Origin of the sequence: Thermoleptolyngbya sp. PKUAC-SCTB121 (assembly GCF_016919485.1) — a bacterium.
Taxonomy (GTDB): Bacteria; Cyanobacteriota; Cyanobacteriia; order Elainellales; family Elainellaceae; genus Thermoleptolyngbya; species Thermoleptolyngbya sichuanensis.
Genome location: NZ_CP070366.1, coordinates 3,155,143 through 3,181,536, shown reverse-complemented (window position 1 = coordinate 3,181,536; position 26,394 = coordinate 3,155,143). Strand labels below are relative to the sequence as shown.

At 57.2% G+C, this 26,394-nt stretch carries 19 protein-coding genes; 13 read left to right on the top strand and 6 right to left on the bottom strand.

Features of this window, described 5'->3' with window-relative positions:
* Nucleotides 1-11: 11 nt before the first annotated feature.
* Nucleotides 12-1,946, bottom strand: a complete 1,935-nt coding sequence (locus tag JTM80_RS13035; RefSeq protein WP_172355981.1) for an iron uptake porin — start codon at nucleotides 1,944-1,946, stop codon at nucleotides 12-14.
* A gap of 159 nt (nucleotides 1,947-2,105) precedes the next feature.
* Nucleotides 2,106-2,234, bottom strand: a complete 129-nt coding sequence (locus JTM80_RS23080) for a hypothetical protein (RefSeq protein ID WP_255548760.1) — start codon at nucleotides 2,232-2,234, stop codon at nucleotides 2,106-2,108.
* A 225-nt stretch (nucleotides 2,235-2,459) separates the two neighbouring features.
* Here JTM80_RS23080 and JTM80_RS13030 point away from each other — a divergent pair, with 225 nt between their 5' ends.
* Nucleotides 2,460-3,689, top strand: coding sequence for a glycosyltransferase family 2 protein (locus tag JTM80_RS13030; RefSeq protein WP_205369567.1), 1,230 nt, complete (start codon nucleotides 2,460-2,462; stop codon nucleotides 3,687-3,689).
* A gap of 75 nt (nucleotides 3,690-3,764) precedes the next feature.
* Here the strand turns inward: JTM80_RS13030 and JTM80_RS13025 are convergent, their stop codons facing one another.
* A complete protein-coding gene (locus JTM80_RS13025; protein WP_225906861.1) occupies nucleotides 3,765-4,982 on the bottom strand; it encodes a murein transglycosylase A in 1,218 nt (405 codons plus the stop codon).
* Between the two features lie 310 nt (nucleotides 4,983-5,292).
* On the opposite strand from JTM80_RS13025, the gene JTM80_RS13020 reads away from it, so the two are divergent.
* The 3 genes from JTM80_RS13020 (at nucleotide 5,293) to JTM80_RS13010 (ending at nucleotide 9,440) form a co-directional block, all read left to right on the top strand.
* On the top strand, nucleotides 5,293-6,012 hold the full coding sequence (locus JTM80_RS13020) for a hypothetical protein (protein ID WP_172355983.1): 720 nt from the start codon (nucleotides 5,293-5,295) through the stop codon (nucleotides 6,010-6,012).
* 138 nt (nucleotides 6,013-6,150) lie between these two features.
* On the top strand, nucleotides 6,151-6,912 hold the full coding sequence (locus tag JTM80_RS13015) for a peptidylprolyl isomerase (RefSeq protein WP_172358919.1): 762 nt from the start codon (nucleotides 6,151-6,153) through the stop codon (nucleotides 6,910-6,912).
* Nucleotides 6,912-9,440, top strand: coding sequence for a peptidase domain-containing ABC transporter (locus JTM80_RS13010; protein WP_172355984.1), 2,529 nt, complete (start codon nucleotides 6,912-6,914; stop codon nucleotides 9,438-9,440). Before JTM80_RS13015 ends, JTM80_RS13010 begins: the two co-directional genes overlap by 1 nt.
* Before the next feature lie 105 nt (nucleotides 9,441-9,545).
* On the opposite strand, the gene JTM80_RS13005 is transcribed toward JTM80_RS13010, so the two are convergent.
* Both JTM80_RS13005 and JTM80_RS13000 read right to left on the bottom strand, forming a co-directional pair.
* Nucleotides 9,546-13,499, bottom strand: a complete 3,954-nt coding sequence (locus JTM80_RS13005; protein ID WP_172355986.1) for an AAA-like domain-containing protein — start codon at nucleotides 13,497-13,499, stop codon at nucleotides 9,546-9,548.
* Between the two features lie 78 nt (nucleotides 13,500-13,577).
* Nucleotides 13,578-14,963 (bottom strand): AAA-like domain-containing protein, encoded by a 1,386-nt coding sequence (locus tag JTM80_RS13000; RefSeq protein WP_172355988.1) that lies wholly within the window; start codon nucleotides 14,961-14,963, stop codon nucleotides 13,578-13,580.
* Between the two features lie 203 nt (nucleotides 14,964-15,166).
* Here JTM80_RS13000 and JTM80_RS12995 point away from each other — a divergent pair, with 203 nt between their 5' ends.
* The 4 genes from JTM80_RS12995 (at nucleotide 15,167) to JTM80_RS12980 (ending at nucleotide 19,815) form a co-directional block, all read left to right on the top strand.
* The gene (locus JTM80_RS12995) at nucleotides 15,167-15,814 is read left to right on the top strand and encodes a hypothetical protein (protein ID WP_205369565.1); all 648 of its coding nucleotides are present in this window, start codon (nucleotides 15,167-15,169) and stop codon (nucleotides 15,812-15,814) included.
* Between the two features lie 504 nt (nucleotides 15,815-16,318).
* Nucleotides 16,319-17,839: an alpha/beta fold hydrolase gene (locus tag JTM80_RS12990; RefSeq protein ID WP_172355990.1), complete on the top strand. Its 1,521-nt coding sequence runs from the start codon at nucleotides 16,319-16,321 to the stop codon at nucleotides 17,837-17,839.
* 30 nt (nucleotides 17,840-17,869) lie between these two features.
* Entirely contained in the window at nucleotides 17,870-19,120 is a 1,251-nt protein-coding gene (locus JTM80_RS12985; protein WP_172355992.1) for a PrsW family intramembrane metalloprotease, read from the top strand.
* Between the two features lie 188 nt (nucleotides 19,121-19,308).
* On the top strand, nucleotides 19,309-19,815 hold the full coding sequence (locus tag JTM80_RS12980) for a hypothetical protein (RefSeq protein WP_172355994.1): 507 nt from the start codon (nucleotides 19,309-19,311) through the stop codon (nucleotides 19,813-19,815).
* On the opposite strand, the gene JTM80_RS12975 is transcribed toward JTM80_RS12980, so the two are convergent.
* A protein-coding gene (locus JTM80_RS12975) for an ISKra4 family transposase (protein WP_172355286.1) occupies nucleotides 19,793-20,832 on the bottom strand; the annotation gives its coding sequence in 2 pieces (ribosomal slippage) (nucleotides 19,793-20,700 and nucleotides 20,700-20,832; 1,041 coding nt in all). The genes JTM80_RS12980 and JTM80_RS12975 overlap by 23 nt on opposite strands.
* 82 nt (nucleotides 20,833-20,914) lie before the next feature.
* On the opposite strand from JTM80_RS12975, the gene JTM80_RS12970 reads away from it, so the two are divergent.
* The 5 genes from JTM80_RS12970 (at nucleotide 20,915) to JTM80_RS12955 (ending at nucleotide 26,287) form a co-directional block, all read left to right on the top strand.
* Nucleotides 20,915-21,295 (top strand): CPBP family intramembrane glutamic endopeptidase, encoded by a 381-nt coding sequence (locus JTM80_RS12970; RefSeq protein WP_205369563.1) that lies wholly within the window; start codon nucleotides 20,915-20,917, stop codon nucleotides 21,293-21,295.
* A 67-nt stretch (nucleotides 21,296-21,362) separates the two neighbouring features.
* Nucleotides 21,363-22,262, top strand: coding sequence for a CPBP family intramembrane glutamic endopeptidase (locus JTM80_RS12965; RefSeq protein WP_172355998.1), 900 nt, complete (start codon nucleotides 21,363-21,365; stop codon nucleotides 22,260-22,262).
* Between the two features lie 24 nt (nucleotides 22,263-22,286).
* Nucleotides 22,287-24,056 (top strand): amidase family protein, encoded by a 1,770-nt coding sequence (locus tag JTM80_RS12960; RefSeq protein ID WP_172356001.1) that lies wholly within the window; start codon nucleotides 22,287-22,289, stop codon nucleotides 24,054-24,056.
* A 259-nt stretch (nucleotides 24,057-24,315) separates the two neighbouring features.
* Complete coding sequence (locus tag JTM80_RS22760; RefSeq protein ID WP_225906623.1) at nucleotides 24,316-24,771, top strand: hypothetical protein; 456 nt, start codon at nucleotides 24,316-24,318, stop codon at nucleotides 24,769-24,771.
* Nucleotides 24,680-26,287, top strand: coding sequence for an alpha/beta hydrolase (locus JTM80_RS12955; RefSeq protein WP_255548928.1), 1,608 nt, complete (start codon nucleotides 24,680-24,682; stop codon nucleotides 26,285-26,287). The genes JTM80_RS22760 and JTM80_RS12955 overlap by 92 nt, the downstream gene beginning before the upstream one ends.
* The last annotated feature ends 107 nt before the right edge of the window (nucleotides 26,288-26,394 follow it).

The window sequence follows — 26,394 nt, the reverse complement described above, 5'->3', positions numbered from 1 at the left end:
CCGGATAAGCGCTAAAACAAAAACTGGGTTCTCAGGATGATACTGTAGACCGGCGGATTTTCGCTGAAATTATTCGGGTTAAACGACACAAAAAACATCGGCACCAGCCCCACATTGTCATTCAGCGGAAAGTAGTAGCTGGCCAGCACATCGACCTGCGTGCCGCCATCGCCATAGCCCCCTACCAGAAACTCCTCACCATCCGTCACGTCAAACGGAATCGTCGCCGCTAGCGTGCCCAGCGCCCCCGGCTTGCCCAGGTCGGGAAAGGCAAAGCCCAGTTGAAACGCCTGCACTTCGACATTGCCACCCTCCCGCAGGGGATTGATCGGGTCAATCTCCGACGTGCTAAAGGAATAGCGCCCAAACACCGCAAACCCCGGCGACAGGGCCCAGTCAAAATTCAGCACAAAGTTATGGGCGATGATGTCGTCCACCGTGCCGCCAAAGCCGTCATCTACCGCGCCCCGCAGCGAAGTCAGCAAAAAGGGAAACACCGCCAACCCTTCGGGCACACCCGGAAACGGCGGTGGCGCTTCTAGCCGACTGCGGTTATACAGCAGGCGAATGTTGGCGTTGAAGCTGGGGGAATAGGTCAGCTCCGCCAGGATGTTGTTGTTGCCGTTGAAAAAGCCCCGGCGGGGGTTGGCCGGGCCATCGCCGCCAGGGGAAATAAAGGGTTCGTCAAAAATTTGCTGCGATCGGTCGTTGCGGGCCAGGTAGCCCGCCCGCAGCAGCCATTGGGGGCTGAGCGTCCATTCAAACAAGCCGCCCGCCCCCGATAGCCCGTTGCCCGCCAGCGTGCTTTGGTAGAAATTTAGCCCGCTGGAGCCGAAAACGATGTTGGTAAACGGGTTTTGGTCGAAATGGCGAAACGGCAGGATGCGCGGCCCCACCACCAGCCGAAAGTCTTCGCTAAACAGCGGAAAGGCGTACTTTAGCTCAAATAACCCGACGGAATTGGGCGACAGCGGCGTAACGGGGTTGGAATCGGCGTAGGGGATGCCAAAGCTGCTAGTAAACCCAGCAGAACTGAAGGCGCTGGCGGGCGGGTCGCCGTTGCCCATTGCCAGGATCATCGTCAGTTCATCGGTCTGCTGAAAAGACCCCGTGAAGACAAAGTAGGCAGAATAGCTGAGGGTCGTTTCTGGGTCATCTCGCACGGTTTCTACCACCGGGTCGCCAAACTGCCCCGTTTGCAGGTCAAACTGGCGGGCCGGCCGCCGCGCTGCCGGACTCACACCTGGCACGGTGATGCCTTCGGCCAAAATGTCGCCACCCGCAAAGGAGTGGCTGAAGTTAAAAGAGGCCAGCGTGTTAAACCGCAGCGTGGTGGAAAACTGGTTGGCTTCTAGTTCAGAAACGGCGGCTTCTAGGTCATCCAGGCGATCGCCCAGGGTGGCCAGCTCTGGCGCAAACTCGCGCTGGAGGGCTTCGATGCGGGCGATCGCCTCTGGGTCAAGCTGCTCTAGCCGCCCCGTCACCGCGTCCAGACAGGCCGCCAGCCCCGCCGCAAACTCGTAGCGCGTCATCGCCTGCCCGCCTCGATACAGCCCGCTGGGGTAGCCCTCCAGACAGTCCAGCCCGCCCTGGGCTTCGTTATTGGCCAGATAGGCCAGCGCCTCATAGGCCCAGTCGCCCAGATTCACGTCCGCAAGCTGCGAAACCGAAGTCACCTGCGCCATCTGGTCTACCGCCAGCCCGTCTAGCTCTGCGGATGGAGCGGCGGGTTCGGCGACAGATCCAGCTTGATACGCGGTGTAGTCTAGGGCAGATTCATCCAGGGCTTGCGAGTGGGCAGGAAACTCCAGCGCCAATAGGCCGAGCGACAGTCCCAGAATTGCCGAACATCCCTGGCGCAGCCGAATGCTAAAGCGTGTGCTGAGGGGGGGAATAGGACGGGCGATCGCCCGCTGTATCTGGAACGGAACGGAATATAAACCCACGATTTCAAATCCTCACACGCTTCAAAATCAGATTCAAAGATTTCCGCAAGGGCTTGTTCAAATTTCGTTCAAAAGCTTGTGTAAAGTTTTGTACAAAGCTGGTTTGAGAAGCATTGAAATCCACATTCAACGCTGCCTTCACAATCTCGTTCAGAATGGCTAGACAAGGATAGTCTGACTTTCCCACTCAAGTTCGTACCAGCGTTCGCGGTCTTGTCGAACTCCTGTCAGAGTCTTGTCCACAATCACATCCTGCACAATCACATCCTGCACAATCACATCCTGCACAATAGCAGCCTCTAGAAACGTTTCTAGAACGCTCTATCTGCCCGCTCTATCTGCCCGCTCTATCTGCCCGCTTTATCTGCCCGCTTTATTTGCCCGCTTTATCTGCCACAGATGCACGCTCGCGACCGCAAATTTGCATTGCAGGCGAATAATCTACGAGTACTATATAGTAAGTTCGAGTCAAAAACTAGCCGTCTATCAAAATGGGATTCTGAGCAGAACTTTGTGAGTCTAGCCTGGCTGTTTATCCCGATTTCTCTCGTGGCGCTGGGCATGGCAGGCGGCTACTTTCCGCAGTTGCGCCGCGCCGTGATGGAGTTGCCTCGCCCCCGGGCATTTCAAACCGATGCCGAGTGGTCGGCCGCTTCGCCGCCGCTAATTTCGGTAGTGATTCCGATGTACAACGAGGCTGAAAACCTGGAGGGCTGTATTTGCTCGGTGCTGGACTGCACAAGTCTATCTGCCAACCGCCTCCAGGTCTGGGTGATCGACGACCAATCCACCGACGACACGCTGGCACAGTTGTATGACCTGCAAGCGCGGCTGGCTGATCCCCGGCTGCATATCTTGGCGGGCCGGCCCCAACCCGCGAACCAGCGCTGGTCGGGCAAAAACTGGGCCTGCTTTCAAGCCTCGCAGCACGCAGACGGCGACTGGCTGCTGTTTATTGATGCGGACGTGCGGCTGAAGCCGGGGGCGATCGCCTCGATGGTGCAAACGGCGATCGCCCTTCAGGCAGACCTGCTCACCTGCATTCCGCAAGTGGTCAGCGGATCGCTGGTGGAATGGCTGGTGCAACCGCTGATGTTTGCCAATGCCGCAGTCACGTTTAATTCTGAAGCCGTGCGCGATCCAACGTCGCCGACGACCTACGCGCTGGGTCCCTGCCTGCTGTTTTCGCGGGAGAGCTACGCGGCGGCAGGCGGCCACGGCGGCATCGGCGCGGAAGTTGCAGAAGATGTTGTCTTTGCCCGCACGCTCAAGCATCAGGGCTTTCGAGTGGTGCATGTACTCGGTTGCGACCTGCTGAGCCTGCGGATGTATCGCTCCTTTAGAACCCTGTGGGAAGGCTGGACGAAGGTGCTTTACGTCGGCGCAAACTATAGCGTGCCGCTGATGCTGCTGCTGGCGCTGGTAATGCTGTCGATTTACACTGTGCCCTGGCTGGCGCTGGCGATCGCCCTCACGTCCCTGTTCACCGCTGGTGGTCTGGGCGGCTGGATTTTGCTGCTGCTGGCGATCGCCGGACTGGGGCTGCAATATGCCATTCGCGCTATGGGTTCCCATGCCCTGGACACGACGACGCGATATTGGTGGCTGCACGTCCTCAGCGGCCCGCTGATCACCGCGCTGGCGATCGCCTCTATTATCAAAGCCGAAACGGGCTGGGGCTGGACTTGGCGGGGGCGATCGCTGAAGCCGCTGCGTCGGGTTTCTTCGTCGCGCCACCGCTGAGGCAGATTTTGGATTTTAGATTGCCGATTTTGGATTTTAGATTGCCAGCCCAAAATCCAAAATCCAAAACCCACCTCACTCGTTCAGCAGCAGGTAATACAACTGCCCTGGATGGTTGATCAGCCCAGCGCGATCGCCCGCCAGTCGCCCACTGCCCATGTAGATATCGACGCGACCGGGCCCACGAATCGCACCGCCGGTGTCCTGATCCAGCACGTAGCGGCTGACGCGGCGCAGGGTCAACTGTCCTGCTGCTTCCACCTGGGGAATGTCCGTGCGGATCAGCGCCAGGGCACCAGGTGGAAATACGGTCTTGTCGGTGGCGATCGCCCGCTCAGCCGTCACGGGCACATTCAGCGACCCGATGGGCGGCGCACCGGCCGTTTCTCGGAAAAACACAAACCGATTGTTGCGCGGAATGTAAACGTCTAACTCTGCCGGGTTGCGCCGAAAATAGTCCAGCACCACGGGCAGGCTCAGCCCCGCTTCGGGAAGCTTACCATCGTTAATCAACTCTCGCCCCAGGCTGGTGTAGGCATAGTCCGTGCGGCCGGCGTAGCCAATGCTGAGCGTCGTGCCATCCGTCAGTTGCAGCCGCGCCGACCCCTGCACCTGGATCAAAAACGCTTCTAGGCGATCGCGCAACCAGGCAATTTCCAGCCCCCGCAGCGGCCCGGCCGCCCCCTGCAAGCCGTCGATGCCCTCTAGCTGGGCGCGGGTGGGGTGGGGCTTAGGCCAGCGATCGAGATCCGGCGGCAGGCGATAGACCGGATAGCGAAACTCGGCGGTGGGGCGGCGGCTGGCGGTGTAGGTCGGCTCGAAATATCCGGTGAAATCGACCGTGCCCTGGCCGTCGCGCCCGATAGATTGATAGAGCGAAAATTCCCGCAGCACGGCTGTTCGCAATTCTTCGGCAGAACGGGTCGATTGCAGCAACTGGCGAAACCGCACCAGGCTGCGGCGGACGCGATCGCGCGTGAAGGGCGGCACAGCCAGGGTACGATAAGCCTCGGCCGCTGCGGGCGTGTTCAAATAGCGCAGCGAATAGTCGATGGCGCGAATCATGGCCGGGCGATCGCCCCCAAATCGCCGAAGCTGCTCGTCCAGCGTTGCCGCCGCCTCTAGCTGGGTCGCCTCCACCCGCCGCAGTGGAACGGTCTGCGCCGCTGCCAGCCCCGCGCCGCCCAGCCACAGCCCCAAAGTTACCATTGGCCCCAGCGCTACGCCCGCGAGGATTTTTCTGCAAAACTGAGGGCGATCGTTCCGCCGTCTCTCCACCATCAACCGTTCCATTGCTGCCAAACCCAACTCCAACGCAATTTTCAGAATCTACAAGCTCAGAACATTGTAGTTTTTAAGCTTTGGGATTTTTCGAATTTTCAAGCACTGAGGCTGAAAACCATTGCAGTTAATCAGGATTGTGGAACGTATAGCGGGAACAATAGAGAACGCGACACTAACTTGACAAAACAACTTAGCAAAAAGTCATAAGTCAAATTCGGGCTAATGCTCTGGGCCGTAGTCAGCGCTTCAGAGCCAGAATGCTGGCTACCAAACCTAACTCTGACTTGTAATGCTGCACTAGATAAGAGGGAACTGACATATGCTGACAACTTTTCCGATCGAACAATTTAAGATGCTTCAGACTGATGCTCAGAATTATAAAGACCCAATGAGCCTTCTAGAAGCATTTCCTGCGCTGCGAATCAAGCCTAACTGCGTGCTACGGCTTTACTACCATTACAGCCATGGCGATGGCGTAGGAGCTGTTTGGGCGTTTAGAAACGAAGATGCCCCTCCTGAAAATTGTTTTTTTATAGCTGATGAAGAATGGTTTACAGCTTATGAAGAAGGAATCGAGGAATTTCTAGAGAAGGGGAGGCTGAAACCTGGCCGTCGGTGTGAAACTTTTGAGGAAGTCTTCGACAAACCAAATGGCGCTTTAGAAAATTTCATGGAAGCAATTGAAGGGGACGGTACGCCTTGGTCGTATTTGTCTGCGTCGCTGTTTGCCCGTGAAGCGCCAGAGCTTGGAGCTTCTGGACACGGTTGCAGCTGGTCTACTCACATGATCCTTAGAAATGATCCAGATGAATTGCGTCGGGCAGGAGATTCTCCATTTCAGTGGTTAGTCTCTAAGCCAGATATATGGCTGCCATCCTGCCAAGAAGAAGGAGATACGGTCATTGTCCAGTTCTACAGCTACAGTGCCTTAGGCATAGAGCAAATTATCCAGCACCGTGATATCTATCAAAAAGGGTCTTATACCTTTAGATGTGAAGCTCAAGACATTGCAACTGGGGGAGCAGGTTTTGTCTTCTAGCATAGATTTTTCCATTAATTAAATGCGCTGACTCAATCATGCAGGAACTTTAGCTTAAAGCCCGCCTAACCCCTAACCCCTGAAACCTAACCCCCAACCTTGGGCATAATGGAGGGTGCTGATGCAGAGAGCTATGGCATGACTTCAGAGCCGTTTTTGACCATTGATGACCAGCCGATCACCGTATCCCAGGTCTTTCGCTACTTGCAGGCAGGGGGCAAGCTCGACGGGTTCATTGGCGAAATTGTCCGGCAATACGTCATCGAGCGATCGCTCACTGAGGAACCCGACCTCCAGCCTAGTCCGGCTGTGCTGGAACAAGCCGTCGTCGATTTTCGGCTTAGCAATAAACTGACGGATGCCCAAGTCTTCCAGCAGTGGCTTAGCACCAACGGGCTGACCTACGAAACCTTTCACGAGCGTATTGCTGTCGGCTTCCGCATGGACAAGCTGCGGCAAAACGTAACGGAGCCGAAGCTCCAGGAATATTTCATCGAGCGCAAAATGTTTCTGGATCGAGTGGTGCTGTCGCGCATTATTGTAGACAGCAAAGATTTGGCAGAGGAACTGCGCCTGCAACTCTCCGAGGGAGCCAGCTTCGAGCAACTGGCGCGAGAGCATTCCCTGCTGGAAGACCGCGTGATGAACGGCATGATGGGCCCCGTCAGTCGCGGCAGTATGCCGGATATCTTGCGGGCGGCGATCGATCTGGCAGAACCGGGGCAAATTGTCGGCCCCATTGAGCTAGAGGGGCGCTGGGCCCTGTTTCGCGTCGAAGAACTGCTGCCCGCCGTGCTGGAAAACCCCCAGGTGCGTCAAACCCTGCAAAATGAGCTATTTGACCAGTGGCTTGCCGAAAAAATTCAAACCTTGCCGATTAAAATCAATATTGGAGAATAATGCCCCAAGACCCCCTTGCCAGCATTCCCTGGGATGCCCCTCCCCTCTGCTGGCTCAACGCAGATCAGCAAATTGCTGTCAAAAATCAGGCCGTTGTTCGCTCCTTTAAGCTGGGCGAAGTGATCTGGTCGGCCGATGCGCCAGGGGAGCAATACCTGGTGCTGGCGGGCAACGTGCGGCTGGTGCCGGAGGAGGGCAAGCCGACGCTGCTAAAGCCGGGGGACTGGTTTGGTGATTTTCCTAGCCTGACGGGCCCCTGGAAGGCGCGGGCGGCGGGCAAAGAGGTGCAGGTGCTGGCTTGGAACAGCGACCTATGGGATGAGGTATCGGCGCGGGTTCCCGAAGTGCGCCAGTTTTGGCTGGAGGGGCGATCGCGCTATCAGCCCGACTATTCCGATGCGCCCAAACCCGTGGCAGGGTTTCCCTTCGTGGGCGGCGTGAATTCGGCAGCGGCCTGCCTGACGATGGTGGCTCAGGTGCTAAATGCGCCGACGCAGATCGACTGGGTGCAGCGGCAGTTGCGCGGCCAGTTGCCCAAAGACTTGATTAACGCAGCCGAAAAGCTGGGGCTGCAAATGAAGCGACTGCTGCTGACCGACTGGCGCGACCTGCAAACCGTCAGCTATCCGGCACTGATGCTGTGGCATCGGGAGCATTGGGTGGTGGCCTACGGCGTGAAGGGCGATCGCCTGCTGATTGCCGACCCGCTCGATGGCGATCGCACCTGCAAAAGCATCCCCAAGCCCGTCGTCCAATCGGCCTGGGACGGGCAACTGTGGACGGTAGAACCCGTTCAAAAGCAGGACAAATTTAGCCTCAAGTGGTTTTTGCCTGCGGTCTGGAAATATCGCGTGCTGTTGGGGGAGGTGCTGTTTGCCTCGCTAACGTTGCAACTGCTAGGGCTGGGGACACCCGTGATTACGCAAGTAATCATCGACAAGGTGATGGTGCAGGAAAGCATCCCCACGCTAGACGTGATGGGCATTGCGCTGCTGATCATCGCAGTATTCGAGGCGGTGCTGGGCATTTTGCGGATGTTTATCTTTACCCACACGACCAATCGGCTCGATATGGCGCTGTCGGCACAGCTTTTCCGGCACTTGCTGCGGCTGCCCTTATCTTATTTTGAGGCGCGTCGCGTCGGCGACACAGTGGCCCGCGTTCAGGAACTAGAAGAAATCCGCCAGTTCCTCACCAGCACCGCGCTGACAGTGATTCTGGACAGTATCTTCTCCGTCGTGTATCTGGGGATGATGGCGTACTACAGCATCACGCTGACAGGTATCGCGCTGGCGGTGATTCCCCTGTTCGCCATCCTGACGCTGATCAGCACGCCGATTCTCCGCAACTGGCTGAATGAAACCTTCAACCGCAGCGCCGATAGCCAGTCTTACCTGGTGGAAACGATGACGGGGATTCATTCCGTAAAGGCCCATGCGGCAGAACAAACCACGCGCGATCGCTGGGAAGGTTTGTATGCCCGCTTTGTCCGCACGGGCTTTCGCGCCACCACCACGGCAAACATCAGCAACCACCTAGGCGATTTTCTCACCAGCCTGTCGGCCCTGCTCATCCTGTGGTTTGGCGCACGGCTGGTGATTAACCAGGATCTCACCATTGGTCAATTGGTGGCATTTCAAATGCTGTCGGGTCGCGTTACGGGGCCGCTGCTGCGGCTGATCCAGCTTTGGCAAAACTTGCAGGAAGTGCTGCTGGCGGTCGATCGCATCGGCGACATCCTCAACGTTGCACCCGAATCAGAACCCGGCACGGGGTTGACCCTGCCCAACCTGCGCGGCGAAGTCGTGTTTGAAAACGTGTTTTTCCGCTATCAGCCCGACCAGGAGGCGATTCTCAAGGGCATTTCGTTCCGCGCTGAGCCGGGGCAGTTTGTGGGTATCGTGGGACGCAGCGGCTCCGGCAAGAGTACCTTATCTAAGCTGATTCAGCGGCTCTATCCAGCGGAGGCAGGGCGGATTCTGGTAGACGGCTTCGATATCAAAAGTGCTGACTTATCTTCGCTGCGACCACAAATTGCCGTGGTGCTACAAGAGGATTTCCTATTCAACGGCTCTGTGCTGGAAAATATTACCCTGGGCAACCCCAATGTGACGGCAGAGCAGGTGATTGAAGCCGCACGAATGGCAGTAGCCCACGACTTTATCTGTGACTTGCCCCACGGCTATGAAACCAGCGTCGGCGAACGCGGCACAGCCCTCTCTGGCGGACAGCGGCAGCGCATTACCCTGGCGCGAATGTTCCTTTCGGATGCGCCTGTGCTGATTTTGGACGAGGCCACTAGCCACCTGGATGCGGAAACCGAGCAGCAAGTCCTCGAAAATCTGAAGCAGGTGTCGAAAGGGCGGACGCTGTTTCTCATCGCTCACCGCTTTGCGCCGCTGAAACGCGCCGACCTGATCCTGACGATGGAAAAAGGCGTGATTGTCGAGCGGGGCACCCACGATTCGCTGTTGCAGGAAAAGGGGCTTTACTACTCGCTCTACCAGCGCCAGCAAATGTCCGTCTAGACCCGTCTAGACCCGTCGTGCGACGCATTTTAAGGGCATCTCAAGGGCGTTTCAAGGGGTTGCACAGTGGTGGCACGAATTTCAAATTTTGCTGATTCTTGATCGCTAATTGCGTTTGCAAATCGAGGAGCGATCGCCCTGCTTTTGGCGCATTTGCACATAATCCCGAACCCATTCACACCCCGCGTTTAGGATCTGTTCCGTATCGAATACCCGATCGAGTTGCCAGAGAATCACCAAATTATCCAATCCCGCAGACGCGAGCAGTGCTTTCTGATTTGCAGCAGCAGGATAAAACGCCACATCTAGCGCTCGCTCTTCATGTCCTTCTAGCGTGTGCAATAGCGTTCCGTCTAGCTTCCAAAGTTTAATCGTTTTATCCCAACTGGCAGAGGCAATGACCGTGCCCCACTCTGCGGGAAGTCCAGCATCTGCGGGAATAAAGGTGAGCGCATTGACGCGATCGCCATGTCCTTTTAGCGTGTGAATCAGCGTTCCATCTAGCGACCACAGCTTGATCGTATTGTCTTCACTAGCAGTTGCCACCATTTGCCCATCTGGGCTAAAGGCTACATCCCAAATGGTGTCTTCATGACTGCTCAGCGCCCGCTGCGGCTGAGGCGAAAACTGCCCATTGGCGTTGCGTCGCCACAGGTAAAGGATCTGATCTCGACCACCAACGGCCAGCCATTGATTGTCGGGACTATAGGCAACTGCATTGAGGCGATCGCTGAGTTTGTCCAACGACGGTTCAGCGCTTCTCTTGAGGATTTGAATTAAGGTGCCATCCAACTGCCACCGTTTGATAGTGCCATCCCAACTCACAGATGCAACCTCGGTGCTGCTGGGGTTAAACGCCACATCAAATGCTGTTTCCCGATGGGCATTGATCGTTTGGATGAGGGTGCCGTCTGGGTTCCAAAGCGCCAGGGTACCGTCGTTGTGGGCAGTGACCATCATTTGCCCATCTGGACTGGTGTCAACAGCCCAAACTTCTCCACGGGCAGCGGTCAGTGTTTGCAATAGTTGCCCCTGAGGTGTCCAGCGTTTAATCGTGCCGTCGGTGCTAGAAGACCACACAACTGGTTCCGCCACCGGAGCAGCAGTGCCGCGATTGGTGCCGCGATTGGGTGCAACCGTGACGCTCCACACAGAGGCGCGATGGCCCCGAAAGACCGTCGTAAAGCGAGAGGACAACTGCCAAACTCGAACCAGGTCATCTTCTCCCCCGGAAATCAGGCGATCGCCATCCGGGCTAAACGCCAGCGCCAGCGTGCCGCTAGGATGCCCTGGAAGCGATCGAATCACCGTTCCTTCTAGATTCCACAGTTTGATGGTATTGTCCCAACTGCCCGATGCCAAGGTTTGCCCATCGGGGCTAAAGACTAAATTCCCCACCGCCTTGCGATGCTCGGACGTGGTGTTGAGTAAGGTGCCATCCAGGTTCCACCAGAGGATGTTGCCATAGGAATCGCCCGCCACCAGCCTTGTCCCATCGGGGCTAAAGGCAACGCTCAGGAGTCGATTTTCCCCGTCGGTGGAAGGCGTGGGATTGCGGAAGGTGCGACGGGGAGTGCCGTCTAGATCCCACAGCATCACCGTGTTGTCGGCACTGGCAGAAGCGAGCGATCGCCCATCCGGGCTAAATACCACCTTCCAGATGACGCCGCGATGTCCGCTCAAGGTGCGGACGAGTTTGCCGTCGGTGTGCCAGAGTTTGATCAGCTTGTCGTTGCCGGCTGAGGCAATCCACTGTCCATCGGGGCTAATCGCCACCGACAGCACGCGATCTGGGTGCCCTTTGAGCGTTGCCACGGGTGTGCCATCTGTGCGCCACAGCCGCATGGTGGCATCGTCCATTGCCCCCACCAGGGTTTGACCATCGGGGCTGAAGACAACCTCCCGCGCCTTTTCTGGAATCGTGTTCAAAGTCGTCCCGTTGGGTTTCCAGAGGACAATAGTAGACTGATCATAGGTTGCGGCAATGCGCTGACCATCAGGACTGATCGCCAATCCCCGCACTCGTCCTTTGTTGGCGTTCAGGCGATGGCGCTCAACCACTTGAACGGTGATGCGGTGCAGTTCTCGCTCAACTTGGGTCGCTAGTTCGGCGGGCACCCGGCCGATCCGGTCTAGCTGCGTATAGGCTTGAATCGACGTGACGAGTGCATCCAATCGATTGCCCGAAGCAAATTGGGCCTCGGCGATGTTGGCGATCGCCTCGATTTCGCGCAGCGAGGCCTGACGTTTTTGGGCAGCGGCATAAAGCCCCAAGCCACTGGCAATCACAAATGCAGTGCTGATCGTGCCCAAGAGCCAGCGCTGCAATCGCAGACGCTTCTCCACTTCGCGCAGTCGTCGATTTTCCTCTTCCCGTTTGAGCGTGTCGAGGTCAGTGCTGGTGCCAAACCATTTGACGATATTTCCCGCCCCATCGCGAATGGGAATGGCGCGGTTGAGAAACCAGCGATAGGTTCCCTCACTGTCCATCATCCTGAGCTGAAGTTCATAAGGCTCGCCTGTTTCCAGGGAATGCTTCCAGGCAGCCAAGCTGAGGGGACGATCTTCGGGATGAACGATATCCAGGCGTTTCCAATCTTGCACATCGCCTAGCGATCGCCCCGAAAAGTCGTTGCCTTGCTGATTTGTGTAAGATAGCCTGCCGTCGGGTTCCACAATCCACACAATCTGCGGCACCGCTTCTGCCAACTGACGAAAGAAGCGCTCGCTCTCGGCCTTGGCGGTGAGCTGCTGCTGAATAGACTGCCGCTCAATATCCTGGCTAGCTGCCAAAAATTGATAGTCCAGGTCGCTGAGGCTTTTATTCCTGGCCCATTGCTCTACCTCTAGCAGGGTTTGCCCTCGCAATAGGCGAGAGTCGTCCTGTCGTCCTGACTCGACCCAGGCATCTAGGTTGACCGAATAGGGACGCAGCCGGTGCAATTGTTGCTCGACCCAAGCTGGGGTAAACACCTGGCGATAGATGCGGTTTTTGATGGCGAGCTGATTTTCCCGCCGCACCACCAACCCCGACAGCAGCAAGTCGATTTGCTCACGACTGTCGTCGGTGTAGACAGGCTTTCCTTGGAGTAGTTGCTGATACAGCCCCAGCAATCGCGCAATGCGGTTTTCGTGCCAAAACAGATGGTCGCGAATGGTACGCAGGTGGATGGGTTCGTCCTGTGATTCCCAATGGCTGAGGATGTGCGATCGCACGAGTTCTTCGATCCATAGATCAGCCGTGCCCGCAGGCAACCGCAGCGGCAGCGTTTCCGCCTGTTGCGCCTGTTTGACGACAAGCTGACACAGCTTTTGGGTCAAAAACGGTTGCCCGCCTGTCCAGCTCAAAATGGCTTGCAGCACTGCTGATGGAGCGTCTACAAACGGCTCTAGTCCCGGCAATAGCGGGGCGCTTTCGGCGAAGGTGAACCCTTCTAGCTGAATCGCCTGACCAATGTTGAACGGCGTGAGCTGTTTGTCGGCAATCAAATCGGAGGGGGTGGCGACTCCAAACAGCGCAAAGGTCAGGCGATGATACTGCTCATCGTGCGATCGCTGGTTATAGCACGCCCGCATCCAGGCAAAAAACGCATCGGTGGAAAACGGTAGCCCCAGCAGGCTGTCGATCTCGTCAATCAGCACGTAAATGGGGCGATCGCCCCCCGACGGCAAGATCACCTCTTCCACAAGCTGGCTCAGGCGCTGCATCAGCGGCAGGGCTTCTCGCGCTTTCCACCATTGCAAAAAGTCAACCTGCGGCGGCAGTTTCAACCCCTGAATCAGACTGATCCCCACGCCCGCAATCCACTGCTGCTGGGTGAGATCGGTGCCACCCAGGCGCGTCATATCCAGATAAATGCAGCAGGCTCCCTCGGCTTGCAGTCGCTCCTTCACCCGCACCAGCAGCGACGATTTCCCCATTTGGCGCGAACTAAAGACGTAGCAAAACTCGCGCGATCGCAATGCGTCGTACAAATCTGTATCTGCCTGGCGCTCCACATAATTGGGAGCGTTGGCATGGAGGCAGCCGCCAACTTTAAAGCGTGGGGACGTAATCACCAGGGGACGCCTTGATTTGCTGTTGCTTTATTATGAATGACTCCTTGAACCAGGGCGACAACATCTCAGGAAAACGCATCACTCGGTCAGAATGTAGCGCTTTAGATAATAGCGATACAACTCACAACTGAGTCGCCAACCGTTGGGCGTTGGAATGACTAATCCTGCGCCTTCTAACTTAAACGCCAGCATGGGATCTAAAACACTCACGCCTGAAGGCTGAAGCAGAGCCTTCAGCGGCTCCATCGTCCAGGGCAGATCTTGCAGCGAGGCAAACATCGTCTGTAAATATCTCTGGTATGCCCCTTGAGGCGTTGTAGCGGCCTCCAAAAACGCATCTAACGAAGACGGTTGACGGGCAATGTGGTGAATCGCCAAATGTACCAGGGTAGGATGCCCGCCGACCAGCGCCATCAGCCGATTGGCCTCTGCCTCGCTCCAGGATAGAGCATACCGTTGCGCTAGCTCCAGCACTTGATTGGGGGTGAATTCGGGCAGTGCCAGCGGCAGCCCAACATTAAACGGTAAAAAGATGATGTCGAGCAGCAAATAGCGGTCGGTGGCATAGGTGACGACGAGGCGCAGGTGTTGCCAGACGGCATCATGTCCGGCTTCCTCATGCCAGGAGCGCAGCAGAGGCAAAAAAGCCTGCGCAGTTGCAGGATGGGCAAACACGCGATCGATTGCGTTGATCGCCAGCAGCACAGGACGCTGAATCGAAGACAGGAGCTGATTTCGCACATAGAGCGTGGTGCTAAAACTCATGCCGATCGCCTCCCCCCAGGGGTTTTCGGGGGGCGGCACTAGCCCCAGCTTCATCGCCAGCGACATGCTAAACCATTGCAAAAACTGATTGGGATTTTCCAGAATATCAGTTTCGGCTTGCTGGAGGTCGATCGAGGCGATCGCATATCCCAACTGCTGAGCCTGATCGAGCATCCGCAGCAGCAGCGACGTTTTGCCAAAGCCAGGCGGCGCTTTGATTCGCACCACACAGCCAACTTGGGTCATTTCGTGAAAAGCTAACGCTTCGATCGGTTCTCGGTAAATGTAGAGCGATGACTGGAGCGGCAAGGGACCGCTGGGATAGCGGTGGAGCGATCGCCCTAAGGAAACGTCCACTTGCGGTTGGGAAAGCGTTGCTGGATTAAAACCGTCAACCGGCTGGAGGTCGGCATCCGTGAGTGTCAACCCAAAGGTGTTGAAAATCTTTCGCAGTGTCTTTTGATCTACACCCGCCTGCGCCGCCCACAGCCGACGAATTGACGACGGAGACACGTCCGCCAGATCGCTCAACGCTTCGGCACTGTAGCGATCGCCGCCGTTTTGCTCTGCCTCGAAACGGGCGATCGCCCCTTGCAAACGACTCAGCCCATAATCACTCAGAACAATCCCGCGTTTGCGTTTAGCAATTCGCCGTTTTTCAAGATCTTGTTTTTCAGGATCTCGGTTTTCAGGATTCATAGTGTGTCCCTTACCCACGGGAGCATCCCACTTTCGCGAAAACAGTGCGAAGGGTGAGAATGGGAGGGTAGCCCCAGGGATGACTCACCATGACACCTGAAGACCAAAAGCGATTGGAAACTTGTACTATTGATTTGATTGTGTGTAAATGCGGGGAGAATGCTTGCGTTTACACACAATCTGGACAAACTTGAGATTTAACAATGAAAATTCAGTACCTTCTTGTTGCAGTAATAGCTGCCGTTGCGTCTGCGATTCCCTTTGCAGCAAAGGCAGATACGGTCGATGCCCGCTGCGATATTTATCCGCGTGGTGAAGATCGGGCTTCGGCGGTGACGGCCTGCACCTTTTCTCAGCGCCAGGGCAATGTGGGCATTCAATTGCAAGACGGGCGGCGCTATGACCTGACCCCCGTGGGCAGCCAGCCCGGAAACTATGTGGATCAAAATGGGCAGCCGGCCTATCGGCAATCGGGATTGGGCGATCGCGGTCAAATCTATCGCTTTGCCAACGAGTCGATCTACGTGTATTGGGACACGGCGGGCATTCCAGCCGCCAGCGCCAACACTAGCGGCAATCCGGTTACTTACACTACGGTCATTGACTACAACCACATCAACATTCAGATCACCGAAGCAGAATTTAACTTCCGGGGCACACTGACCAAGCTGCCAGGGCCCGATTATTCCGGCACCGATGGGCGTGTGCGCGTGGTGCTGACTCCTAGCACGGGTCGGGTGCTTGTCTTTAATGAAGTCACCGGGACGACTTTCTACGACTACACCATTCCTCCGGTGTCGGTTGGTGAAGACCCCAGCACCATGTGCGATCCGACCCGCGAACCCTGCTAGAAGTTGCTTCATTTATCAAAAGTGCTCAGCCTTTGACTGAGCGCTTTTTTCTGCTACTTTTTCAGACCTGTTCGCGTCGGCGTTGCGGAGCAATAACCTGACTCCCAAAACCTGCCCCCTCCTAAAGAACTTGCGAATAAGACAAAATTCATCCTCTAAATTCAGGGTGCGTTTGCCATGAATGCAGTCCTCGCTTCAAAACCCAAAATTGCGATCGCCGCGGTTTGCCTCTACCAAACTGAGTCATGTTAAATCCATCTAACCCGCAGCCCCAGGCTCCAGACTGTGTTGCCAACTTGCATGCGATCTATGGCCCTCCCAGTCAGGCTGGATTTGGCAGCGCCGTATTCTACGAACCTTTAGACAGTGAACTTCTAGAGCGTGCAGACGCACTAGAGCAGATGGCGCTTAAACACTATCGATATTTTGTGAGCGACTTCTGGCGGCGATGCGGCGAATCCGCTTGGCTGACTCGTTTTTTCTATCCATCTAGGAAATACCCCTATGACTCACTTCTTCACTCGTTTGATCGGATTCACCGCCCTGGGCGTTGCCATCGCCATGGCCAGGCCAGCGATCGCCACTCCCCCCACCAGCCCCGCGTGGGAATCTACCGACTGCTCTACCTTTGGCCTGAACGCGCTGCAAAGCGCCATGTCTGACTGTGGCTATGTCACCGTGCCCGAGCGCCACAGCCAGCCCGATGGGCCGACTATTCAGGTGGCGGTGGTGAGAACCCGCAGCATTGGCAACAACCCTGCCCCCGATCCCTTGTTTATCGAAAATGGTGGCCCTGGCAGCACTACCATTAAAACCTTTGCGGTCGATATATTACCCAACCTTCCGGTGTTGCCCGCCTTGCTGCAAGCGCGCGATCTGGTGTTTGTCGATCAGCGGGGCACTGGGCATTCACGCCCCTTCTTTAACTGCCCCGAGAAAACCGAGCACAATATAGCGGTGGCTCGCGACGAGATCGCCCCCACCGATACCCAGTGGATGGTGGCCTGCCGCGATCGCAGCCTTGCCGCAGGCATTAACCCCAACGCCTTCAACACCATCGAAAATGCCGCCGATATCTATGCGGTGGCCGAAGCCCTGGGCTACGACCAGTTTAATTACTACGGGGTGTCCTATGGCACGCTGCTGGGGCAGTACGTGCTAGAGCAGGCGGAGGAACACACCGCCCAGCTCCGCAGTGCGATCCTCGACGGGGTGGTGACGACAAATATCGACTTTAACCTGGCCGCCACCTATACCTTGAGCGGGGCACTGCGCAACCTGTTTGCCGCCTGCGCCGCCGATGCCCAGTGTAATCAGACCTATCCCAACCTGGAAACCGTCTTTCTGAGCCTGCTGGATCGGCTAGAGCAAACCCCCGTGCCGCTGACGCTCAAAATCCCCGACACCGAGGAAACCCTCGAAACTACGCTAGACCGAGACGAATTCTTGATGTTTTTTGAACCCTATATCGCCAACAGTGGGAATGCCTCAGCCCTGCCCAAGAACATTTATCAGGCGGCTGAGGGAGATTTTAGCTGGGCCGTATCCGAACTCTCGAAGGCGCTCCGGGACGATGATAGTGGCACAGGCATGTATCACACGGTGCTCTGTTCGCGGGTCGATTCCATAGCAGTAGATCCGTCTACCGTGTTTCCCGCCCCCTACGAGCAGCTGATCGCAATCGGGGAGAATGAGAGTGCTTCTTATCAGCACTTCTGCGACCTGCTTCAGGTTGAGCGAGAGCCAGTCTTCGCCTACGACAACACCGAGATTCCTGTCTTAGTGCTGAATGGCGGCTACGACCCGGTCACGCCCCAACGCTACGGCGAGGCCGTCGCCCGCAATTTCCAGAATGCCCATGTCTACACCTTCCCCGGTGTAGGTCATGGCTCGATGTTTGCACCAGGGGGCACCCCAGCCGCGACCTGTGTAGAGGCGATCGCCCTCGATTTCCTGGCTGATCCCAATCAACCATCGAATCACCGCTGTATTGATGAGGTCAAACCTATTTTCAAGTACGAGTAATACCGTTCATCCTAGATCATGAGGTGCCCCATGTCATTAACTGACTCCGCCCGCGTTCTCTATGGCTCACCCTTAAGCCGCCCCAAAGTTGCCAAATTTGCCGTGATTGTATTGACAGTATTGGTGATCATCGGCACCAGTTTCATTGTCAAAAACATTCTCACGCCATTGCAACCGGATGCCCTGAAGGTATTTTTGGTTGCGTTGTTGTGGGGTGGTTTACTCTCCATTATTCCCTTAGCCATTCTATGGTTCCTCGATCGTCGGGAGCATGAAACCACCTGGCTGTATATCCTGACTTTTTTGTGGGGTTCTCTGATTGCAACGGCGATCGCCAAACCCATCAACGATCTGATCATCGGCGGTGTTGATCAGTACCTCACCCTGCATCCTGATATTCAGCAGTTGCTCGGTGACAATGCCAGGATGGCGATCGCCGCTCCCCTGGCGGGGCCTATCGTTGAGGAAACCACCAAGGGACTGGCCCTCGTGCTGCTGTTCTGGCTGCTGCGGGCCGAGTTTGATAATGTGCGCGATGGTTTTATCTATGGAGCGTTGGTCGGCATTGGGTTCAATTTCTTAGAAGCCCCTTTTTATGTCGCAAACGTCTTTGCCGATACAGGTGTTGCACCCTGGGGGGGACAACTGGCGGTGCGCCACTCGTTACTGGGGCTGGGTGGTCATGCGCTCTACACCGGATTGTTTGGCATGGGTCTGGGTCTGGCGCGGCAGACCACCCGCCCCTGGTTACGCTACGTGGCTCCCATTGGAGGCTGGCTGCTGGGGTTTTCGGCCCATCTGGTGAACAACGGCATGGGTCTGCTGATCACCCTGATGATTGTTTTGAACGGTGGCAAAGCTGCTGCCAGCAGCAAAGGCGTGATTCCCATCGATCCACCCTTTTGGCTTGGTTTGTTGCAGGGTAGCATCCAGAATTTCATCCTGCTCCTCCCCTTTGTCGTGATCACCCTTGTGATGGTCTGGCAGAGCGGCGTTTGGGAACGCAATGTGATTCGGGAACAGCTGGCCGATGAGACAGAACCTGTCATTACACCTGCTGAGTACGAGGCGGTAAAGGGCGATCGCATCTTTCGCACCCGCCGCATTGACGGCACCGATCGACGCACCTCAGCGGCGATCGTCCGGGCGCAAAACGAGCTTGCTTTCCGTAAATGGCGCGTTAAGCAGATGGGCCAGTCTCCAGACAAAGATCAGCTTGTCGCGTCCTGGCGTGATGAGCTAACGCGGATGCGGGACAGGAAAGCGGCGATCGCGGTCTGAGAGCGCGTTTGAAAAGGGATCTACGGTAGCTTTAGTCACTTGCCGATCCCCCCTGCCCCCCTTAAAAAGGTGGGTAAAAGTCCCCCTTTTTAAGGGGGATTTAGGGGGATCTCTACTTTTACTACAAGAGACAGGACTTTTAAAACATCCTCTGAGCCGAAACCATTGCATAGAAAGGAAACTGAACGATGATGGATCAGCTTGCATCACTCTCAAAACCCAAAATCGCTATCCTGGCGGCATTCGTCTACACCGCAATCATGGGCATTGGGATGTTTTACATGAAAACATTCCTGGGCATTAGCTACGGTCAACCAGAAATGATGAACCTGTTCTGGTTCATCCTGATTATCCTCAATGTCATCAATGTCTTCTGGGTCACTCGCTATTTCAGCTGGCGGGCGATCGGCTTTCGTCCCCTCGATCGCAAGCAACTGCTATGGTTTCTGCCCTTGATCGTGGTGCTAATTGCCCTGTGGGTGGTCTTTCTGTCGGGTCTGGCGCGGATCTCCCTCAGTGCCGCTCAATGGCAATCGTTTGCCCTGGTTGGCTTCACCACCCTGTTAGTCGGGTTTGGGGAAGAAATCATGTATCGGGGCATTGTGTTGCACGCCTTTTTGACCACCGGGCGAGTCCGTTGGGCGAAGGAGCATCCCACTTTCGATGAAACAGTCAACTGGCGAGCTGTCCATTGAGGTAGGCACAGCGCAGACTCAACATGGCATTAACGGAGGCCGTATTCCAGCGAGCACCCGAAATTTGGAGGCGTCGCCCAATCTGTTTGACAGCCGATTCTACGGCTCCTGATCCAATAGAACAGAGTTGCTCAGCCTGGTAGAACCCATAATTCACGATGCGAGAGCGATGGGTGCTCAGATAGGCTTCAAAATTGCGGGCTTGCTTGCGCCGACAGTCGGCAAAGAGGGCCCTGGCGGCTTCCACTTGACCTTGCCATAACAGCATTTCCGCCGCTGCTAAGCGCTTGAGCGACCCACCGACTTTGTAGAGGTTTTCTTTGAGATGGTACCAATCGAGGATTTCCCAACGGGTCTCAACGGTGGTGAGTTGAGCAAACAGATTCCACACCCCAGCGTGACCATCGCCCAGACAGACCAGTGGGGAGAGCAAGCGTTGAGCGCTGAGATAATCAATCAAGCTGTCATTGTCTTGGAAGAAGGCGTTGTAATAAATCCCCTCCACCCGCACCGCTTTGTAGTCTCGCCACGGGCTATCGGACTCTAGCAGGTCACGCAGACGGACTTTGCCGCCATCAATGCTGACCTCACTGACGCCTTGTTTAGCCTCGGCAGACTCGAACGACTGACGCCCCACCAGACGTTGTTGGGTCGAGTGCCCGACCCGCATCCCGGTCAGGGCTACGATGTCATCCTCTGCATCTTGAAACGATTCGTTGGCACTTAAGCGTAGGTTGGCTTTCTCTAGGCCACCACTGAGACGGCTGTAAGCCTTTACGCCTAACCGTTCTGCCTGACTTTGACGAATCTCAAGGACCCCTACCAAACTCTTCAATCGGCGAACCCGGCCTCGGGCGGGGTAGGCTTTCTGGTTGACAAAAAAAGGGCAACTCGAGGGCTCACCTCCTCTAGCATTTGCCGTCGTACAGTCTGCTCGATGCCTTCTAGACTATCGAGCCCCTCTCGGTTGCTATTGCGATACAAAATCTCGGCGATCTCTGCTGTACAAGCTTCCAATCGCTTTTGGTCTTCAGGTGTCCTGGTGAGTCATCCCTGGGGCTACCCTCCCATTCTCACCCTTCGCACTGTTTTCGCGAAAGTGGGATGCTCCCGTTGGGCGATGTTGGTGAGCGCGATCGCCTTCTCCCTCCTGCATGCGGTGAATGTGTTTGGGGGCGTTCCTTTACTGGCTGTCCCCATCCAACTGCTCAATACCTTTCAGTTTGGCTTTTTCTTTGCGCCGCTGATGCTCAAACTTAACAACATCCTGCCGTTAATTATCTACCACTGGCTGTGGGACTTTGTGCAGATTATGGCAGGGTCGCTGGTGGATGAACAAACTGCCACGGCGATGAAGATGAAATCGATCGTGCAATTCGGCGACCCCATTCAACTCATTTTGGGCATTGTGATGTGGTTGCAGATCAAGCAAGTACCAGAGCGGGCGATCGCCGCTTCCCCCAATTCCATTTCTTTCTGATTAAGCCTAATTTGATAGCAGAATTTTTGATATGCATCTAGATGATCTTCGAAAATCCCCATTGGTCATGGCTGCAACAGAAGCCAGACGACCGACGCGATGGTGGCTCGCCTACCTGTTTAGTCTATTCGTGGCATTGCTAGGCGTCATGGTGACGATGGAGTTGATTCGTGAAGCCCTGTTCCAATTCTCGGTCACGTCAATTCCAGGGCAAATTTTTGAAGGCATTACGAATGCAATTACCATCACAGTTCTGGCACTTTGGGTGAGGTTGAAAGAAAGACGACCAGTAAGTTCGCTGGGATTTCGAGGGCGCAATTGGGCATATCGGTTCCTGGCTAGAGTGGCGATCGGGGCCATCATGCTCAGTACCGTAACCTTGATTCTGCTGCTACTCGGTCAATATCAAGCGGTACCAACGGCTGTTGGTTCTCTCAGCGGTTGGGCTGCACTGCTGCCTTTCCTGGCTCTGGCTCCCGTTTGGGCGGTGCAAAGCTCTGCTGAGGAGAGGATTTGCCGGGGCTACCAGGTGCAGGTGGGTGCTTTGCAGTTATCGGGGTGGTTGGCCGTGCTGTTGCCAGCGATAGTCTTCTCAGCACTCCATCTGGTTTCTGGGGGTTTTAGCCAACCCTTGGCGGGTCTCAACATTGTGCTTTTTGCCTTGCTTGCCACTTTGGTCGCGCTGCGCCAGGGATCGCTGTGGCTGGTGTGCGGCATCCACACGGGTTGGAACTGGTTTCAGGGCAATGCCTTTGGTTTTCCGGTTAGCGATCTGCCCCGCGACACCTCAGTATTCAGGTTGGCACCGACGGAAACTGCTATTTCCTGGTTGAGTGGTGGCGCGTTTGGTCCCGAAAACAGTTTGATTGCCACCGCTATCTGGGGTCTGGCATTAATCATTGCCTACCGATATTTCACGACCAAACCAAAACATTCCACCACCAGGACTACCGTAGGCCAGCCCTGATAAACCCTTCTCAGGTCACTCGCTATGAAATTTTTACGTCGCATCTTACTGCTGGCCTTGGCGGCGATCGCCCTCACCCTGGCCACCCACGCCGCCGCCGTTCCCCCACCCCCCGCAGGCCCTGCCCGCGCCTACCCCACGGAGTTTCCAGTGTCAGAACCCGACTACACCAGCAAGCGCCTGCGCGACTTCAGCCCCTTTGAGTCTGCCCTAGCCAACTTTTCCGCCGCACGGCGCAGCGCCCTCGATGCCCTGGTGCTGGAAGCGACGATTTCCCAATTGCAGCAACGGATGGCCAGCGGCGACCTCACCGCCGAGGAGCTGGTGGTCTACTACCTCGATCGCATCCAGCGCTACGACGTTAACCAGCTCAACTCGGTGATGGAGTTGAATCCTGAAGCGTTGACCATTGCCCGCAACCTGGATGCCGAACGGGCCGAGGGCAACCTGTGGGGGCCGCTGCACGGCATCCCGGTATTGGTCAAAGACAACATCACCACGGGCGACCAGATGCACACCACCGCCGGAGCTGTTGCGCTGAAGGATTGGCGGGGCGATCGCGATGCCCAACTGGTCAAAAACCTGCGGAATTCGGGTGCTGTCATCCTCGGCAAGGCCAACCTATCGGAATGGGCCAACTATGTAGACCCCGCCATGCCCAGCGGCTTTAGTGCCCTGGGTGGCCAAACCCGCCATCCCTACGGCCCCTTCGACCCGCTCGGCTCTAGCTCTGGCTCGGCAGTGTCCGTGGCAGCCAACCTCACCGCCGTCAGCGTCGGCAGCGAAACTGCGGGTTCCATCGTCCGGCCTGCCGCCACCAACAACATCGTGGGGCTGAAACCCACCCACGGCCTGGTCAGCGGCGACTATGTTATTCCCCTGGTGGACTGGATGGATGTGCCGGGGCCGATGGGCCGCACGGTGACTGATGTAGCCACCCTGCTCAGCGCCCTCACCCACACCGACGAGGGATCGGAGGAAAATCCTGACCCTGCCGTGGCGGAGTTGCAAAGCGAAGACTTTACCCGGTTTCTAGATTTGGAGCGAGCCAAGCAACGGCGGGTAGGGGTGGCGGTGATTCCAGAGGCGACGATCACAGAGCTGGAAGCCCTCCTCGCCAACCCGCCCGCAGACCTGCCAGCGGAGGGGCTGACGGCCTTGCCGATCCTCCTGCGCCAGTTTCAAATGGCCAATCAAACCGCTAACGCCGCGATCGCCGCCCTCACCCAGCAGGGCATTACCGTCGTCGAGCTAGATAACGAAACCGTGCCCCAAGCACCGGATGCCAACGCAGCGCTGCCCCCCGGCTTCAAAGCCTCCCTCAATGCCTTTTTGTCCACCCTGCCCAACCCGCCCGTCACGGCCCTGATCGATGTGGTCTCCTTCAACTACGCCGACCCCGCCAACCGCATTCCCTACGGCCAAGATCACCTCAGCACCGCCCAGCGCAGCGACAGCCCCTCCGCCGCCTACACCACCCTGCGCGAGACCCACCAAACCACCGCCCGCACCACCCTCGACCAGTTCTTTGCCGAGGCGGGCATTGATGTACTGATCGCCAGCACCCAAGCCTACGCCGCCGCTGGCTACCCCGCCCTCACCGTCCCCATCGGCTACGCCGAAACGGGCGAACCCCTGGGCGTAACCCTGATCGGCAAAGCGCTGAGCGAACCCGATCTGCTGGCGGTGGGCTATGCGATCGAGCAAGCCACCCAAGCCCGTCAGCCGCCCGATCTGGACAAGACCCTAGCCAGCTTCACCAACCTCCACCACGCCCTACCCAGCCCCCAATAACCCCTCCCTAATCCGAATTCGAGGTTAGAAAATCCTCGGAAAAGCAGTTCGACTGTCCCCTCCTGGGAGGGGTAGGGGTGGGTCATCTAGGCCACCCTGGCAACTCACAGCCTCTAGAGACTTACATTCTGTAGCAGTTTTACCCACCCCGCCCTCCGGGCACCCCTCCCAAGGAGGGGACAGCGCTATCCACCCACCCCACCCTTCCCTATCCTCCCCATCTCCCCCACCCCTCACCCCCTCTACCCCCATAAAACCCATGCACCGCAACCTCTCCCTCCCCCTCCTCTCCCTCGCCGCTGCCCTCGCTGCTCAGATTCCCGCGCTCGCCCAAACCCCGCGCTACCCCACCGTCATCCCCTGCCCCACGGTGCTGCCCCCCAACGAAATTGAAGGCAAAACCATCACCTGCGGCATCTTCACCGTGCCGGAAAACTACGCCGAGCCCAACGGTCGCCAGATCGACCTCACCTATGCCGTGCTGCACAGCCGCAGCCTTTCCCCTGCGCCAGACCCAGTGATGGATCTGCGGGGCGGGCCGGGGGGGCAGCACCATCGAATCCAGCTCCTTGGCAACGCGGGTGAACATCTACGAACCCCTGCGCCAAACCCGCGACATCATCGTGCTCGACCAGCGGGGTACGCAATTCTCCAATCGGTTGGGCTGTGCCCCGGCGGTATTGGCCGCCACCAAAGTGCTTCTAGACCCCAATAGCCCATACGCGGGCACGCTCGATCCGCTGCAGGCGCGAATGCGATCGCGCTTTCCCAATGCCAGTGACGATCTGATCACGCTCTATGCCGCCTTCGACCTCTGCGCCCGCCTTTTAGAAAACCACGGCAACGACCTCAGCAACTACAACACCCCCAACAGCGCCCAGGACGTGGTGAACCTGACCGCCGCCCTGGGCTACGGCTCGATCAACCTCTACGGCATTTCCTACGGCACCTACCTGGCCCAGCGAATTATGGCCAACCACCCCGACCGGGTGCGCAGCGTGGTGCTTGACTCGACGGTGCCCATGCAGGCCAACAAGTATGAAGCGATCGTCCGTGACCTGGAGGTCAGCTTTCTCAACCTGGTGGCAGACTGCGAGGCCGATGCCGCCTGCGGGGCCGCCTACCCCAACCTGACCCAGCGCACCGTCGCCCTGCTCAACCAGCTCGACCAATCCCCTCTGCCCCTGGCCGAACCCATCACCCCCCTGAGGCCACTAACCACCCCCATCGAGCGCGTCTCCGCCGCCGAGTTTGCCACGCTGATCACACTGATGAACAACTACCCCGGCCAGATGGCCCCCTATGTGCCGCTGATTGTCCAAGAGCTGGAGCAGGGTATCACCACCACCTTTGCCGGGGTGATTACCGGGGCGCTGTTCAGCAGCGCGGCCAACCCACCCGCCTTTGAATCTTCGCCCGAGGCCTACCGCCTGCAAGCCCGCGATTTTGAGGCCAAGGCGGAGGATATTTTGCGGGCCAGGGCCACTGCCGCCGAGACCAGCCGCCCCGCCAGCCGCTGGGTACAGCAGATTCAATCCATTGCCAACACCCTGCCCGACTCGGAGGGGGTGCTGCTGCTGGTCAACCTCCTGGGGGTGGGCTATACCGATGCCCCCCGCAACCGAGAAACCCTGCTCGCCTTTGTGGCCGAAGAATTTGAGGGCGACACCGCCGCCAGCCCCACCGCCGCCCTTCAGGCCATGTCTGAGGTAGAGGTGCGCCACGTGTACGACGTGGTCTCGGCCCTCACCGATTCCTTCTCCGGGGTCGATGCCGGTATCACCACGGGCATGTTTCGCAGTTTAGACTGCCGCGAACTGGTGCCCTTTAGCGACCCGGCCCAAACCCAGGCCAACTACGAGGCCATGCTGATGCCCCAGCTCGGCATCGGGCGGGTGGCGGCTGCCCAGCAAGCCTACGACCTCTGCTCCTTTTGGCCCGTCGAACCCGCCCCGGCGAGGGAACATGCCCCGGTAAACAGCAGCATCCCTACCCTGGTGCTGCAAGGCCGCTACGACGTGCAAACCAACACCGAAATGGGCATCGGGGTAATGGCGGGGCTGCGCAATGGCACCTTTGTGGAGTTTTCCAGCACGGGCCACGGGGTGATCGTCGCCTCCCAGTGCGCGAAGGATATTGGTGTGGCATTTGTGAATAATCCCACCCAAGTCCCTAACACGAGCTGCACCACTGATTTATTTCCTCAGTTCGTGTTGCCGCCTGCCGAGTAGCGATCGCCCTCGATTTCTTATCTGACCCCAACCAGTTCTTATCTGACCCCAACCAGACACCCGACGGTCGCTGTCTTGCCGAGGTCAGCCCCATTTCTGTTTATGAA

Coding starts and splice junctions, on each gene's coding strand:
- JTM80_RS13025 (WP_225906861.1), bottom strand. CDS start 4,982: ATGGAACGGTTGATGGTGGAGAGACGGCGGAACGATCGCCCTCAGTTT.
- JTM80_RS13020 (WP_172355983.1), top strand. CDS start 5,293: ATGCTGACAACTTTTCCGATCGAACAATTTAAGATGCTTCAGACTGAT.
- JTM80_RS13015 (WP_172358919.1), top strand. CDS start 6,151: ATGACTTCAGAGCCGTTTTTGACCATTGATGACCAGCCGATCACCGTA.
- JTM80_RS13010 (WP_172355984.1), top strand. CDS start 6,912: ATGCCCCAAGACCCCCTTGCCAGCATTCCCTGGGATGCCCCTCCCCTC.
- JTM80_RS13000 (WP_172355988.1), bottom strand. CDS start 14,963: ATGAATCCTGAAAACCGAGATCCTGAAAAACAAGATCTTGAAAAACGG.
- JTM80_RS12995 (WP_205369565.1), top strand. CDS start 15,167: ATGAAAATTCAGTACCTTCTTGTTGCAGTAATAGCTGCCGTTGCGTCT.
- JTM80_RS12990 (WP_172355990.1), top strand. CDS start 16,319: ATGACTCACTTCTTCACTCGTTTGATCGGATTCACCGCCCTGGGCGTT.
- JTM80_RS12985 (WP_172355992.1), top strand. CDS start 17,870: ATGTCATTAACTGACTCCGCCCGCGTTCTCTATGGCTCACCCTTAAGC.
- JTM80_RS12980 (WP_172355994.1), top strand. CDS start 19,309: ATGATGGATCAGCTTGCATCACTCTCAAAACCCAAAATCGCTATCCTG.
- JTM80_RS12965 (WP_172355998.1), top strand. CDS start 21,363: ATGGCTGCAACAGAAGCCAGACGACCGACGCGATGGTGGCTCGCCTAC.
- JTM80_RS12960 (WP_172356001.1), top strand. CDS start 22,287: ATGAAATTTTTACGTCGCATCTTACTGCTGGCCTTGGCGGCGATCGCC.
- JTM80_RS22760 (WP_225906623.1), top strand. CDS start 24,316: ATGCACCGCAACCTCTCCCTCCCCCTCCTCTCCCTCGCCGCTGCCCTC.